Origin of the sequence: Halobellus sp., assembly GCF_042218505.1 — an archaeon.
In the GTDB taxonomy this organism is placed as follows: domain Archaea; phylum Halobacteriota; class Halobacteria; order Halobacteriales; family Haloferacaceae; genus Haloquadratum.
This window is the reverse complement of the sequence record NZ_JBDGQZ010000024.1, coordinates 1-14,229: the sequence shown is the minus strand read 5'-3', so window position 1 is coordinate 14,229 and position 14,229 is coordinate 1. Positions and strand designations below refer to the sequence as shown.

13 protein-coding genes, 1 tRNA gene and 1 pseudogene are annotated in these 14,229 nt (G+C 65.4%); 8 read left to right on the top strand and 7 right to left on the bottom strand.

Annotated elements, in window-relative coordinates; all coding sequences use genetic code 11:
• The first annotated feature begins 44 nt into the window (after positions 1–44).
• Positions 45–1,475 carry an FAD-dependent oxidoreductase gene (locus ABEI27_RS07730; RefSeq protein ID WP_375798831.1) on the top strand — a complete coding sequence of 477 codons (1,431 nt, stop codon included), beginning with the start codon at positions 45–47 and terminating at the stop codon, positions 1,473–1,475.
• A 68-nt stretch (positions 1,476–1,543) separates the two neighbouring features.
• Here the strand turns inward: ABEI27_RS07730 and ABEI27_RS07725 are convergent.
• A tRNA-Lys gene (locus ABEI27_RS07725) sits at positions 1,544–1,617 on the bottom strand.
• Between the two features lie 115 nt (positions 1,618–1,732).
• Between ABEI27_RS07725 and ABEI27_RS07720 the strand changes: the two genes are divergently transcribed.
• A complete protein-coding gene (locus ABEI27_RS07720) occupies positions 1,733–3,988 on the top strand; it encodes a PAS domain S-box protein (RefSeq protein WP_375798830.1) in 2,256 nt (751 codons plus the stop codon).
• A gap of 22 nt (positions 3,989–4,010) precedes the next feature.
• Here the strand turns inward: ABEI27_RS07720 and ABEI27_RS07715 are convergent, their stop codons facing one another.
• The 3 genes from ABEI27_RS07715 to ABEI27_RS07705 all read right to left on the bottom strand — a co-directional run bounded on the left by ABEI27_RS07715 (position 4,011) and on the right by ABEI27_RS07705 (position 5,155).
• Positions 4,011–4,703, bottom strand: coding sequence for a hypothetical protein (locus ABEI27_RS07715; protein WP_375798829.1), 693 nt, complete (start codon positions 4,701–4,703; stop codon positions 4,011–4,013).
• A 126-nt stretch (positions 4,704–4,829) separates the two neighbouring features.
• Entirely contained in the window at positions 4,830–4,985 is a 156-nt protein-coding gene (locus ABEI27_RS07710; protein ID WP_375798828.1) for a hypothetical protein, read from the bottom strand.
• 11 nt (positions 4,986–4,996) lie between these two features.
• On the bottom strand, positions 4,997–5,155 hold the full coding sequence (locus ABEI27_RS07705) for a hypothetical protein (RefSeq protein ID WP_375798827.1): 159 nt from the start codon (positions 5,153–5,155) through the stop codon (positions 4,997–4,999).
• Between the two features lie 217 nt (positions 5,156–5,372).
• Here ABEI27_RS07705 and ABEI27_RS07700 point away from each other — a divergent pair, with 217 nt between their 5' ends.
• The 3 genes from ABEI27_RS07700 to ABEI27_RS07690 all read left to right on the top strand — a co-directional run bounded on the left by ABEI27_RS07700 (position 5,373) and on the right by ABEI27_RS07690 (position 7,907).
• Complete coding sequence (locus tag ABEI27_RS07700; protein WP_375798826.1) at positions 5,373–5,684, top strand: hypothetical protein; 312 nt, start codon at positions 5,373–5,375, stop codon at positions 5,682–5,684.
• A gap of 99 nt (positions 5,685–5,783) precedes the next feature.
• The gene (locus tag ABEI27_RS07695; RefSeq protein ID WP_375798825.1) at positions 5,784–7,532 is read left to right on the top strand and encodes a nitrite/sulfite reductase; all 1,749 of its coding nucleotides are present in this window, start codon (positions 5,784–5,786) and stop codon (positions 7,530–7,532) included.
• A 78-nt stretch (positions 7,533–7,610) separates the two neighbouring features.
• Entirely contained in the window at positions 7,611–7,907 is a 297-nt protein-coding gene (locus tag ABEI27_RS07690; RefSeq protein WP_375798824.1) for a DUF6360 family protein, read from the top strand.
• 97 nt (positions 7,908–8,004) lie between these two features.
• On the opposite strand, the gene ABEI27_RS07685 is transcribed toward ABEI27_RS07690, so the two are convergent.
• Positions 8,005–8,193, bottom strand: a complete 189-nt coding sequence (locus ABEI27_RS07685; protein ID WP_375798823.1) for a heavy-metal-associated domain-containing protein — start codon at positions 8,191–8,193, stop codon at positions 8,005–8,007.
• 128 nt (positions 8,194–8,321) lie between these two features.
• Here ABEI27_RS07685 and ABEI27_RS07680 point away from each other — a divergent pair, with 128 nt between their 5' ends.
• From ABEI27_RS07680 to ABEI27_RS07670, 3 genes are all read left to right on the top strand, one after another.
• Positions 8,322–8,915, top strand: coding sequence for an AsnC family transcriptional regulator (locus ABEI27_RS07680; RefSeq protein WP_375798822.1), 594 nt, complete (start codon positions 8,322–8,324; stop codon positions 8,913–8,915).
• A gap of 115 nt (positions 8,916–9,030) precedes the next feature.
• Positions 9,031–11,751, top strand: coding sequence for a heavy metal translocating P-type ATPase (locus tag ABEI27_RS07675; protein WP_375798821.1), 2,721 nt, complete (start codon positions 9,031–9,033; stop codon positions 11,749–11,751).
• A gap of 86 nt (positions 11,752–11,837) precedes the next feature.
• On the top strand, positions 11,838–12,743 hold the full coding sequence (locus ABEI27_RS07670; protein ID WP_375798820.1) for an acyltransferase: 906 nt from the start codon (positions 11,838–11,840) through the stop codon (positions 12,741–12,743).
• 20 nt (positions 12,744–12,763) lie between these two features.
• On the opposite strand, the gene ABEI27_RS07665 is transcribed toward ABEI27_RS07670, so the two are convergent.
• A complete protein-coding gene (locus ABEI27_RS07665) occupies positions 12,764–13,054 on the bottom strand; it encodes a sensor histidine kinase (protein ID WP_375798910.1) in 291 nt (96 codons plus the stop codon).
• Positions 13,055–13,530: 476 nt separating this feature from the next.
• Positions 13,531–13,887: pseudogene (locus ABEI27_RS07660) on the bottom strand (histidine kinase); the annotation flags it as partial.
• Positions 13,888–14,229 lie beyond the last annotated feature (342 nt).

Sequence of the window (14,229 nt, the reverse complement as noted above, 5' to 3'; positions counted from 1 at the left end):
CGTCCGGCGAAAGCTATCTACCCTCGGCCGCCGCAGAGGGCGATATGGCAGACCCGTTTGTCGTCGTCGGAGGTGACGCCGCCGGCCTCTCGGCCGCGAGCAAGTGCCGTCGAACCGATCCTGACCGGGACGTCGTCGTCTTCGAGAAGGGTCAGTGGATCTCCTACGCACACTGCGGGACGCCGTACTTCGTCAAAGGCGAGGTCGAGCACCTCGAGAACCTGCTCTCGCTGTCACCCGCCGCGGTGGCGGAACGCGGCATCGACCTGCGCCGGGGGCACGAGGTCGTCGAGGTCGATACCGAATCGCGGACCGTCACCGTCCGAGCGGGCGGCGAGCCGTTCGAACAGCCGTACGGCGACCTCATAATCGCCACGGGTGCTCGCGCGGTCGACGATCCGATCGAGGGCTCGTCGCTCGACCGAGTCTTCACGCTTCACGGCCTCGACGACGCGGCGGCGATTCGAGCGTACCTCACCCCGCCCGACGAGTTCGCTGTCGCCGACCTCGGTGGCGACGACGCAGTCGCGACAGACGTGGCCGAGCGATACGGGGCGATGACACCGCCGGAGACGGTCGCAATCGTCGGCGCGGGTTACGTCGGCGTCGAGATGGCCGAGGCGTTCGACGCCTGGGACGTGGACGTACACCTCTTCCAGCGCTCCGCACGCCCCGTTCCGGGCTTTGGCGACGCCGTCGGCGACGCGGTCATAGAGGTACTCCGCGACGCGGACGTTACAACCCACTTCGGCGAGGAGGTCGTCCGCCTTCGCGGCGACGGCGGGACCGTGGACGCGGTGGTCTGTGACACCGGCTCGGAGCTCGACGTCGACGCCGCACTCGTCGGGATCGGAATCCGTCCGAACGCCGAACTCGCCGCCGATACGCCGATCAACCTCGGGGCCTCGGGCGCAGTCGCCACCGACGCCTACGGCCGCACCTCCGTCGGCGACGTGTACGCCGCTGGCGACGTCGCGGAGATGCCACATACCGTCACAGGCGAGGCGACCTGGGATCCTCTCGGACTCCCGGCGAACCGCGCCGGCCGGGCCATCGGCGCGACGGTCGGCGGGAAGCCAACCCCCGTCGGGAGCGTCGCCGAAACGGCGATGGTCAAAGCGTTCGACCTCGAGTGCGGTCGGACCGGGATTCTGGATCATCAGCGTGCCCGGGAGGCCGGCTTCGATCCGGTCGCTAAAACGATCACCGCCGGATCCCGGTCGGGCTACTATCCCGGCGCGGCCGAGACGACAGTCACCCTCGTCGCCGACCGCGACACGGGTCAGCTTCTCGGTGGCAGCATCGCCGGGACCGACCGGGCGGCCGTCCGGATCGACACCGTCGCGACGGCGCTGGGCGGCGAACTGACCGTGGGCGAACTCGAACGGCAGGACCTCGGCTACGCGCCGCCGTTCAGTCCGGTCTGGGACCCCGTACTCGTCGCCGCGAAGGTACTCAACGGGTCGCTGCCCTGAGTCTCCGTGGATTCGAATCCCGCCGGGTAGAATGCCTGCCGCTCGCGGTCGTGCTTGCGACTGGAGAACGGGCCGGACGCGATTTGAACGCGCGACCGTCTGGTTAAAAGCCAGACGCTCTGCCGAACTGAGCTACCGGCCCTCAATCAGGAATAACTGGCGGCCGGGCATAAGGGTTTGCTCTTCGAGTGTGTCGATCTGCCCCCGGAGAACGAGAAGAACAGGTATTCATTCTTCCGCCGACGAACCTGGTCACAGTGTTCGGCGAAAACGATCCGGGAGAGTACGCTGCAGACACCGATGCGGCGGATTCCCGCACCCCGAGAGACGACGACTCGACGACCCCGCCGACGATTCTCGTTCGTGGCGACGACGCGCTCGCGGCGGTCGTCCGCGACGCGCTCGCCGATTGGTCCCGGGTCGTCGACGTCGCCGTGGCCGACGCCCCACCGACCTCGCGCCCGCGGGTCGAATGCATCGTCTCCCGACGTCACTCTCCGTCCGGCAGCCCCGCCACCAACGGGGCTGGCGCTGAGTCGATCGGTGGCGACAGCGACACGGGTGCTTCTCCGACCGGCCGGCTGCCCCCGACCGTGCTCTATCCGGAGCGCCCCGACGACGACCTGGCACGTCTGGCTGCGGGCGACGCGACCGTTCGATACGTTCCGCAGTCGATCGACACCGATGACCGCGCCCTCCTCGCCGACGTAATCGAGGCGTGTCTCCCCGCTGAATCCGCCGTCGACAATCCTCACGCGGCCGATCGCGACTTGCTCGCGGCCGCCGTTGCACTCACCGGGGTGGGTGGCTGGGAGTTCGACCCCGACACAGAGACGCTCACGTGGACGGCGGAGACTTACCGGATGCACGGCGTCGACCGCTCGCTCGAACCGACACTCGAACGGGCGATTGAGTGCTATCACCCCGAGGACCGTGCAGCGATCCGGGCCGACATCGACACGGCACTCGACGGGGAGCGGTTCGATTCGACGTACCGACTCGTCCGCGCTGACGGCGAGACGCGGCAGGTTCGTTCGCAGGGACGCCCGGTCGTCGTCGCCGGCGAGGTCGTCGGCGTCCGCGGCGCGCTCCAGATCGTCACCGACCACGACCGACCCAGAGACGCCGCTCGGAGATTCAAACGGGCAGTCGAGGCCGCTGGACACGCGATCTTCATCACCGATCGGAGCGGCACGATCGGATACGTCAACCCGGCGTTCGAAGACGTGACCGGATACGCCCCCGAGGAGGCGATTGGGGCGGATCCCTCACTGCTCAAATCGGGCGAAATGAGCCAGGAGTACTACGCGGACCTCTGGAACACGATTACGTCCGGCGAGGTGTGGTCCGATCCCATCGTGAACCAGCGCAAATCCGGCGAGCACTACCACGCCTCCGAGACGATCGCCCCGATCACGGCCGAGAACGGATCCCTCGAGGGGTTCGTCGCCATCCAGACCGACATCACCGAGCGGGTGCACACCCGCGAACGCCTGAAGCCCTTCAGAGAGATCGCCAACCGTCTCGACGATCCGATTATGCTGCAGGACTGCGACGGCACCTTCGAGGTCGTCAACGACGCCGTCGTCGAGTACGCCGACGTCCCACGCTCGGAGCTCATCGGTGCCGACGAGTCCGCGTTTATGAATCCCTCGAGCGCGCGAAAGGTGACCGAACACAAGCGCGCTGTCCTCGAATCCGAGCGCTCGATCGATTACGAGATCTCCCCCACGTTCCCGACGAAGGGCCAGCGGTCGTTCGTCACCACGCGCTACCCCCACTACGGTGAGAACGGAACGATCAACGGCACGGTCGCCATATGTCGTGACATCACCGATCGGGCGGAGCGCGAACACCAACTGCGGGTGCTCGATCGGGTCCTGCGACACGACCTCTACAACAAGATGAACCTCATCCTGGGGCACGCAGAACTCCTCGAAAATCGCAGTAGCGGCGATGCCCGTCGCTCGGCGGAACAGATCCGTGCGGCCGGCGCTGACCTCGTCGAACTCGCCGACAAGGAGCGTCGCATCGTCGACCTCCTCACGGACGAACCGGTACACAAGCGCCACTCCCTGCGGTCGGTGCTGGACGATGTCGTCGATGCTCTCGACGCGGACTACCCCGACCGGACGGTCACCGTCGAGTGCCAGAAGCCGTTCATTGTCAGCGCCGTCCCGGAGATCCGTGACGCGATCACGGAACTTGTCGAGAACGCCTTCGTCCACGCTGGCGACGATGCCGACGTGACAGTCCACGTCGGCCGCGAGGACGATCGGATGGTCGTGACCGTCTCCGATACCGGTCCCGGCATCCCCGAGATGGAACAGCAGGCGGCACAGGGTCCCGGTGACATCACGCCGCTGTTTCACGGATCGGGACTGGGGCTCCAGTTCGTCTACTACGTGGCGAAGCGATCCGACGGGTCGCTCCGCTTCGGATCAACCGATAGCGATGGTGCTGTCGTCTCGCTGTCCCTGCCGACACCCGATCCGGCAGACGGCACGGCCTAACGCTGGACCGCTGGAGCCCGCCTCACTCCGGCGTGACAGTCTCCTCGTCGAAGTACGTCTGCAGGGCCTCCGAGACCATATCACCGGGATTTCTGTTCTCGATCGAGGCCCGGCGTCGAAGTTCGCGGTAGACGTCGTTCGGCAGCGAGAGTTCGAGTCGTCCCAGATCGATGCCGCGGGCGGCGAGCGCCTCTGCGGCGGTGGTGTCACCGTCGACCTCGCTGGCGATCCGCCGAACCTGTCGTACGGTGAGGTCGGCGTCGACGACTGCCCACGCCAGATCGAAGCGGTCAATCCCCGAGACGCGCGCGATGTGCTTCGCGGCGGTCGGTGCGATGTCGCCGCGGGCGACGTGCCGGCGGATCGCCTGCGGGAGGTCGTGAACGCGGGCCCACTTGCGAACGAACGACACCGACACGTCGCCGCCAGCGCGCTTGACCGCCTGCTTGTACGAGCCGACCCCTCTGACGAGTGCGGCACAGGCCGCGGCTCCCCGGAGCATATAAACGTTGTCAGCGGCACCGACGGTGTTCTGTGAGAATGCAAGCACCGTCTCGGCCGCCTCGGCGACGCTTTCGGGGTCGTCAGGATTGAATCCGACGGCTTCTTTCGCCCGTTCACCGGTGACGGCGGGGTCGGCGCGGACGACCGGCCGGCCGACCGGCTCTTCTCGATCGGCGGGCAGGCGTCGGTCTGCGTCAGCGTCCTCGGGCATCGTCGGATTTACGTAGCGAGCCCGGAAGTAAAAGACTCTCTCCGTTGAGTGGGCGGGCCGAGAATCATCGGCTCGATGGCCGACGTGCTTCGGGGGGTCGACCGCCCGCCTCGGATGTCACTGTCGTTACTCGTCGCGCCCGTCAGAGAGATGTTCCCAGATTTCGGTGCAGCCGGCACCGTCCGACAGCTCGTCGAGGTGACTGGTTTCGACGTCCTCGTCGGCGCTGTCTTCGGCGTCGGTACTCGCTTCGCTCTCGCTCGCGTCGTCTTCGAATTCCATCTTTTGATTCATTAGCGACTGCTCGCATCGCGGGCCGGCTCGCTGTCGTTCGCATCGGCATCGGCGTCATTCTGTGCTGTCGCGTAGAGTTCCGGGGCGACGTCGGCCGGGGCGTGTTGGCGGGCCCCCGCTGTAGTAGTTCGATCAGCAATCGGGACAGGGTCGGTCATCAACCGCCGCTACGGAGCCAACCCGCATAAGGGCCGCTTCAGGCGTAAATCGGACCACTGCTCCCCGATACCAGAAATCCCTTCCGGCATCTCCGACGTACGTTATGGGCAATAACCGATGGACTGCAATCAGATATCCCGGAATCTCGGTGTCAGCGAACGCGTCGCAGTTTGTGACCGCCGTCAGAGACGGAACCGTGGGGCCCGTAGTGGGCGTATGACCGTTCGACTTCGGATCCTCGACGACGGGGCGTGGCTCTCTGTTAACGACACCCGTCGGGTGAGCGTGAGCGAACTCTGGCGGCTTCACAGCCGGGAATTCTGCGACTGCGACCTGGCAGACCTCGTGGTCGAGAACTTCCAGGCGGTGGGTGTCGACGGGGCGACCGTCGAGGTTCGCGTCTACGGACAGTGCATCGCCTGCGGCACGAAATCGACCACGGAATGGATCCCTGTGGGCCGGATCATAGACGACGAATTCACCGATCTGGAGCGTGAGAGTGTTCTCAACGCCCAGTCCGGGGAGTGATCGTGAGGAAGAAGCAACAATCACCGGGAGGCGGGAGCAGCGGGAAGGGTTGACGACACGCGTCCCTCTTTGAAGGTGGGGGTCTTGTAGACGACAACGATGCCAACGGACGTCGAGAACTGGAAATCCGAGGTCTACGGGAACGAAATACGCGAACACCTCTTCCAATTCGCCGAGGAGGGCTTCGAGACCATCCCTGACGACGAGCGGGACGCGTGGTTCGAGCGCTTCAAGTGGTGGGGGCTGTACCACCAGCGGAACGGTCAGGAAGGCTACTTTATGATGCGGATCGGGACACCGAACGGAGTTCTCGAACCGGGACAACTGCGCGTCGTCGGGGAAATCGCCGACGAGTACGCCCGCGGTCCAGGTACGAACCCGATCTTCGGCGAGTCCTACGCCGACTTCACGACGCGGCAGTCGATCCAACTGCACTGGATCCAACTCTCGGACGTCCCTGACGTCTTTGAGAAACTGGAAGCCAACGGTCTCTCGACCCAGCAGGCGTGTGGCGACTCCTGGCGGAACATCGTCGGGAATCCTGTCGCCGGTAAGGACGGACAGGAGGTCATCGACGCCTGGCCAGTCATTCGCGACCTCAACGAGACGTTCAAGGGCAACGACGACCACTCGAATCTCCCGCGAAAGTGGAAAGTCTCCGTCACGGGATCGGCCGACGGCTCCGGGCAGGGCGACATCAACGACCTCGCCTTCGAGCCGGCGTACAAGGAAATCGACGGCGAGGACGAAGTCGGCTTCAACGTCCGTGTCGGCGGCGGCCTCGCACGGAACGAACCTCGCCTCGCCCGCGACATTGACGTCTGGGTCTCCCCGGATCGGGTCTCTGACGTCGCCGGCGGCCTCTCGGCGCTCTTCCGGGACAACGGCGACCGCGAGGACCGCTACAACGCGCGGATCAAGTTCCTCGTCGACGAGTGGGGTGCCGAGCAGGTCCGCGAGACGCTCCAGGAGGAGTACGTCGACTTCGACCTCTACACCGCCGGTCGCGACGTTCGTGAGGAGTACACCTACAACACCGGCGAGGGCGAGCGAAACGACCTCATCGGCGTCCACGGGCAGAAGGACGGGACGAACTTCGTTGGCCTGAACGTCCTCGTAGGGCGGATGGGTGCCGACGACGTACTGGAACTGGCCGACCTCGCCGAGGAGTACGGCTCCGGTGAGGTCCGACTCTCCCAGCGCCAGAACGTCATCGTCACCGACGTCCCCGACGCCGAACTCGACGACTTCCTCGCGGAGGATCTGCTCGAACACTACTCGCCGGATCCGTCGCCGTTTATGCGCGGTTCGATCGCCTGTACGGGCACGGAGTTCTGTTCGCTCTCGATTGTCGAGACGAAGAACCGGCAAGTGCGGTTCGCGCGCTGGCTGAAACAGCACGTCGACCTCCCCGAAGGCGTCGACGAGTTCCACATTCACCTGTCGGGCTGCACCGCCTCCTGTGCGCAGCCGCAGATTGCCGACGTGAGTCTCCGCGGAATGAAGACTCGCAAGAACGGCGAGGCGGTCGAGGCGCTCGACGTCGGTCTCGGCGGCGGTCTCGGCGACGAGCCGCAGTTCGCCCGCTGGGTCACTCAGCGCGTCCCTGTCGACGAGGTGCCGGGTGCGATCGCGAACCTGATCGAGTCGTTCGCCGCAGAGCGTGCGGCGGGCGAGTCCTTCCGCGCGTTCATCGACCGCCACGACGACGAGGAACTCGACGCGTTCGTCGAACCCGAAGAGACGGACTACGAAGACCCGATGATGCACAACACGAAGATGACGTGGTACCCGTACGCCGAGGACGACGGGCTGGACGCCAGCCCGCCGACGCCGGCCGACGACTGAGTAACACTCACTCGGCGAACCCCCCGCACTCGACGTTTAGAGCGGTACCGACTTGCTGCTCGACTGCATTGCTCCACTATGCCAAACCGCTTGCTCAGAGTCAACGCTTACACGACGCTCGATCTCGTCGACGCCGCCGCCCGCGGCCACGACTTCGAAGACGAAGCCGTCGCGGTGCTGAACGTCACGTCGCCGCGCGAGAACCCAGATCGCGTGCAGTTCCAACTGGAACTCGACAACAGCCAACTTGAGTCGATACCCGCGCACGCAGACGAGGTGACGCTCTCGCCGGAGGAGGCCCGAACGATCGCCGACGCGCTCAACTCCCACGCCGACAAGGTCGAAGCACACCTGGACGGCGCAGACGACGAGTAGCGCGCGCCTTTGAGGAAACCTGACGGTCTCACTGTCGTCTGCCCTCACTATTGACCCGGTCAGCGTCGCGTTCGTCGTACCCCAGGCCGAGGTGGTGTCAGGCTTCGACGAGGAGCACGAGCGCTGCGAGCAGTTCGTCGGTGGCCGCTGCGCCCTCGATGGCCGCCGTCTCCGTGTCGCGATCGGCTGTCGCTGACTCGACGCCTGCGACCGACTCCAGAACCCCCTCGATGGTCTGCTCGCAATGCCCGCAACTCGTTCCCTTGACGGCGATCGCATACGTCATCGTCTCGACTCTGGCACTGCTCTCCTATGACGATTTTCGTTTCCAAGATGTGGCTCCGGCTCCCTGTTCGATTTGGAAACGAAAGCGCTTCGGGAAACTAACTTAGGTGGACGAGATCATACACAGATATGGCTTCGCTCGACGAGACGGACGTCCGGATCCTCGAACTTCTGGTCGAAAACGGCCGCCGTCCGTACAGTGACATCGCAGCGCGCGTCGACCTCTCGCCGCCGGCAGTCTCCGACCGGGTCGAGCGCCTGCGCGAATCGGGCGTCATCCGTCGATTCACCGTCGATGTCGACCGCTCGCAACTTCGGGCGGGTGTGCCGGTGCTCGTGACGCTCGACGTCCCGTCCGACGCGGTCGACGAGGTCCGCGAGAACGTGATCGCGGCCGAACCGACTGAGCACGTTTTCGTCACCGCCGAGGGTGACGTCGTGTTCCACGCGCGACTGCGCGCCGACGCCGTCCGCGAGCAACTCGACGGTCTGGTGGATCTCTCGCGGATCGACGACTACGCGATCACCGTCGTCGGCGACGTCGAGTGGAGTCCCGCCGTCGGCGGCGCGGAGTTCGCCCTTTCGTGTGCGGAGTGCGGCAACACGGTCACGAGCGAGGGGCGTAGCGAGCGGTTCGACGGCGAGCAGTACCACTTTTGTTGTCCGTCGTGTCTGGCGCAGTTCCGCGACCGCTACGAGCAGTTCGAATCCGGCGCGGACTGATCCCCGACTGCACGGGAACCGCGGCTGACTTTCGATTCGAAGTTTCACGCACCGTCTGACCCGAACTATCGAAAGCACAACCTGGGTAAGAGAGGGACCCGTACCTAACACTACGATGAATACCCAGACGATCAACCTCGACGTCAGAGGGATGTCCTGTGCGAACTGTTCCCAGACGGTACAGGGTGCACTCGAGGAACTCGACGGCGTCGACGAGGCATCGGTGAACTTCGCCACCGACGAGGCGACGGTGACGTACGATCCCGAGGTGGTGTCGCTCGGAGCCGTCTACGAGGCGATTTCGGACGCCGGATACGACCCGGTGTCGGAGACGGTCTCTATCGGGATCACCGATATGACCTGCGCCAACTGCGCGCAGACGAACCAGACGGCGCTGGAGTCGACGCCCGGCGTCGTCACGGCGGACGTGAACTTCGCGACCGACGAGGCGCAGGTGGAGTACGCCCCCGGCGAGATCTCGATGGACGACCTGTACGACGCCATCGAGGCTGCCGGCTACGCGCCGGTCCGTGAGTCCGGTGAGGACGCGTCGGACGACGCCGGCGATGACGCTCGTGACACCGCGCGAAACACCGAGATACGCCGACAGAAGCGCCTGACGCTGTTCGGGGCTGTACTCTCGCTCCCGCTCGTCGGGATGCTCGCTGCGCACCTCTTCGCTCCCGGCCTGGTCCCCGAGACCGTCCCCGGCACGGGCCTCTCCTTCGGATGGGTCGCGTTCGCGCTGTCGACGCCCGTCCAGGTCGTCCTCGGCCGCGAGTTCTACGAGAACAGTTACACGGCCCTCGTCCGGAACCGCACGGCCAATATGGACGTGTTGATCGCGCTCGGATCGTCGACAGCCTACGCTTACTCGGTGATTGCACTCGTCGGGATCCTCCCGAACGCGGGGCTGTACTTCGACACGGCCGCGCTGATCCTCGTTTTCATCACGCTCGGGAACTATCTTGAGGCGCGCTCGAAAGGCCAGGCCTCAGAGGCGCTCCGCTCACTGCTCGAGATGGAGGCCGATACGGCTACACTCGTCGATGCGGCCGGCGAGGAACGCGAAGTCTCCCTCGACACGGTCGAAGTCGGCGACCGGATGAAGGTCCGACCGGGAGAGAAGATCCCAACCGACGGCGTCGTCGTCGGCGGCGAGAGCGCGGTCGACGAGTCGATGGTGACCGGCGAGTCCGTTCCCGTCTCGAAGGAACCGGGCGACGAGGTCGTCGGCTCTACGGTGAACCAGAACGGCGTGCTCGTGGTCGAGGCGGCAAAAGTCGGCGCCGACACCGCGATCCAGCAGATCGTCCAGACGGTCAAGGAGGCCCAGTCGCGACAGCCCGAGATCCAGAACGTCGCCGACCGGATCTCGGCGTACTTCGTGCCCACGGTCATCGTGAACGCACTCTTCTGGGCTGCCGTCTGGGCGCTGTTTCCTGAAGCGCTCGCGGGCTTCGTCGAAGCGCTCCCGCTGTGGGGCGTCGTGGCCGCCGGGCCGGCGGTCGCCGGCGGCACCGTCTCCACGCTCGAGTTCTCCGTGCTGGTCTTCGCCTCTGCGGTCTTGATCGCCTGTCCCTGTGCGCTCGGCCTGGCCACGCCGGCCGCGACGATGGTCGGGACTTCGATCGGGGCACAGCACGGCGTCCTATTCGAGGGCGGCGACATCCTCGAACGCGTCCGCGACGTCGACACCGTCGTCTTCGACAAGACGGGGACGTTGACCAAGGGAGAGATGTCGCTGACGGACGTGGTCGCGCTCGATGCAGCGCCCGACGGCGGCCAGCTGCGCGACTCCGAGGCGGGCGATGAGGAGGCCGCCGACGCGGAGGCGAACGACACGGAGACGGAACTCCTCCGGCTCGCCGCGGCCGCTGAACAGCACAGCGAACACCCGCTGGCCCGTGCTATCGTGGCCGGAGCCGAAGCACGGGATCTTGAGGTCCCCGAGGCGACGGACTTCGAGAACGCACCCGGGCGGGGCGTTCGCGCCAGGGTGGCAGGGGCAGCACCACGCGCTGGGGAACGCCCGAACGATGGCAGCGAGGCGTCGCGAGGCAGCGCGACCGTCCTTGTCGGCAACCGTCGGCTGCTCGAAGACGCCGGCATCGATCCGAGTCCAGCCGAGGACGCGATGCAGCGACTCGAATCCGAGGGCAAGACCGCGATGCTCGTCGGGCGGCTCCCGGACCCTGCGGCGAGCGCCGATGCGGACGCGACGGGCGAACTCCTGGGCGTCGTCGCGGACGCCGACACGGTCAAAGAGCGCGCGGCTGAGGCCGTAGCGGCCCTCCACGAGCGCGGCGTCGACGTGCACATGATCACCGGCGACAACGAACGGACCGCCCGTGCCGTCGCTTCCGATCTCGGGATCGACCCCGACAACGTCCGCGCGGAGGTCCTCCCCGAAGCGAAGGCTGACGCGGTCGAATCGATCCAAGACGGTGGGAAGCGCGCGATGATGGTCGGCGACGGCGTCAACGACGCGCCGGCGCTGGCGGCCGCGTTCGTCGGCACGGCGATCGGCTCCGGCACCGACGTTGCAATCGAGGCTGCAGACGTGACGTTGATGCGAGACGAACCGACCGACGTGGTGAAAGCCATCCGCATCTCCGAGGGGACGCTCTCGAAGATCAAGCAGAACCTCTTCTGGGCGCTCGGCTACAACACCGCGATGATTCCGCTTGCCTCGATCGGACTGCTCCAGCCCATCCTCGCGGCGGGTGCGATGGCCCTGTCGTCGGTCTCGGTGTTGAGTAACAGCCTGCTCTTCCGCCGGTACACGCCCGATCACGACTATCGACTGCTCGCCTTCCTCCGCGGCCGGAACTGAGCGGGCTCATCTCAGATTCCGATTCGGTCGGCCGATTCTCCTGCACAACCGAACGGATTTGCCCACTGAGTCCGAACCCAACGTCGATGACAAAAGTTGACGTCTCCCTCCCTGCGGAGGCGCAATCGAACGTCGATGCGTTCATCGACGAGGTCGACGACCGACTCGCGTCAGACGAGGACACCTGCCGGATCGTCACTGAAACGCTCGTTGACCTCCACGGGGACCGCGAGGCGTACGAGCGCTGGCAGGCCGGTGAGGAACTCTCGCCCGCTGAACGGGTCCGAGTACAGGGCTATGACCCCTGCAACGCGACGCTGGAATCGGAGTACTACGCGGAAAAGGACGACGAGCGATTCCCCGAATCGAAGTATCTCCAGTGGCTCTGGCGGCAGTTCGACGCCACGCCGATGGCCGACAACGTCGGGTTCGCGCTCCAGTTCCGACAGATGCTCGCGAAACACCTCTTCGCGGACTGTGGTGACGGCTGCCGGTTCTTCAAGGGGATCACGTTCACTTACGGCCACAACATCTCCGTCGGCGACAACGTCGTGATCCACGACGACGTCCACCTCGACGACCGCGGCAAACTCACGATCGGCGACCGCGCGTCGGTCTCTGACGACGCCCACCTCTACAGTCACGACCACGACGTCGTCGACCAGACCGAGGTCGCGAACTACCACACGATCGTCGGCGACGACGCCCGCGTCACGTACGATGCGATGGTCCGCGCCGGTTGTCGTGTCGGCGAGAACGCCATCGTCGGCGCGCGCTCCGTTGTCCAGGGTGACGTCCCGGACCATCACATCGCTGCGGGGACCCCCGCGAAGAGCCTGAAAGTCAAGGACGGGTGGGAATCCGTTGCCGATCCCATCGAGGAGCGGCTCACCACCCGCCGGGAGGAGCGCCAGATCGAGTACGACCTCCCTGCGGACGTCGACGACTTCGACGAGTTCGGACGGGGGTTGACGCCGCCGGACCGATCGTAATCTCCCGGTTGTTGTGCACCTCAGGCGCGTCCACTATCGCTCTCGGCAAGCGTCTCGCTTCTCTGCGAGTCTCGGCTCTCGGCGGTGTCGGATCGGGGGAGACGCACCACGAAGGTCGATCCGGTGGGTTCGGCGTCCTCGATTCGGATGCTCCCACCGTAGCCCTCGATCAGCGTCTGCACGAGCGAGAGGCCACCTCGGTCGCTGTCGTCATCCGACGGCTCGAAGAGCGTCTCTCTCTTCGCTTCGGGTATTCCCGGTCCGTTGTCGCTGACTCGCAACACGACGTCGTTCGGTTGTCGTTCGACGATGACCTCGATCTTGGGGTCGTCGGCGTCGTTGTGTTCGGCAGCGTTATGAGGAGGTTATCGACGACCGACCGGAGGCCGGCATTGGCTGTGACCGGCGCTCGGTCCGGTAGTTCTGTGATGACCGAGACGTTGAACGCGTTCTCCACCTGTGTGGCCATCTCTGTGACCACGGTGATCAGATCGACCGTGTCGAAGTCGGGTTCGCCGATCAGGGTGTTCGTGATCGCGCGCGTCGTCTCGATCCGCGTGAGCGCCTCGTCCGACTTCTCGACGATGACCTGCGGTGCGTCCCGGTGATCTGCGTCCATCGTTCTCCCCTCGATGAGTCCGGCGTGCCCACGGATCACGGTCAGATCGTTGCGGAGATCGTGCCGAATAAGGCCGTTGACAAACGCTAGAGCGTCAGTGACGGTCTGCGCCCGACGGGCGTCCATCCGCGCTCGAACGTTGTAGTATCCGGCCACAGCCCCGGCCAGCGCACCTGCTTCGGCCGCGATTAACAGCGGGAAGACCGGCTCGGCAAGCGTCCGCCCCTCGACGAGTTGGATCAGGAGGGTCGATCCGATCACTGCGACGAACAGTGCGCTCCCGCCGAGACACCAGCCGAGAACCCGTCGGTGATCCCGTCCGGAAAAGCCGGTCTCGGCGAGCCAGTACCCGAAGTAGGCGAGTCCGAGTGCCGGAACTCCATCGAGAACGAGGGCAAGGAGCGAGCCGCTCACAGTGCCGATGGTTGTCATCTCCCGGCTGTGATGTACGAGCGCTGCAACGAACAGCGCTCCACCGACCCCAGTGATGAGCCACGGGTGCGGATGCCGGATACTTCGGCTCATACTTGAGATATGTCCCCTCGAAATGAGTACTTTGGTATTACAACCACCGTACTGGATCTCTCAGTCGAGTACAGTTCCGGGGTATAATAGGATTTGCGCTGTCGGGAGTCCCACAGGCGGACGGTGTGAGCGAGTGGGGCGTGGGGCGGCGAACGATTGAAGAGCGTGCGCCGGCCGGGAATTGAACCGAGCCGAGACGGTCCTGCTCGCTTCGCTACGCGGGCTACGACTCGTCGGGGTCAATTCTCTCTGTGACGATTTCGCTGCTCACTTCGTTCGCAGCAGAAATGCGCCGGCCGGGAATTGAACCCGGGCTAGTGGCTTGGGAAGCCACTGTCCTAC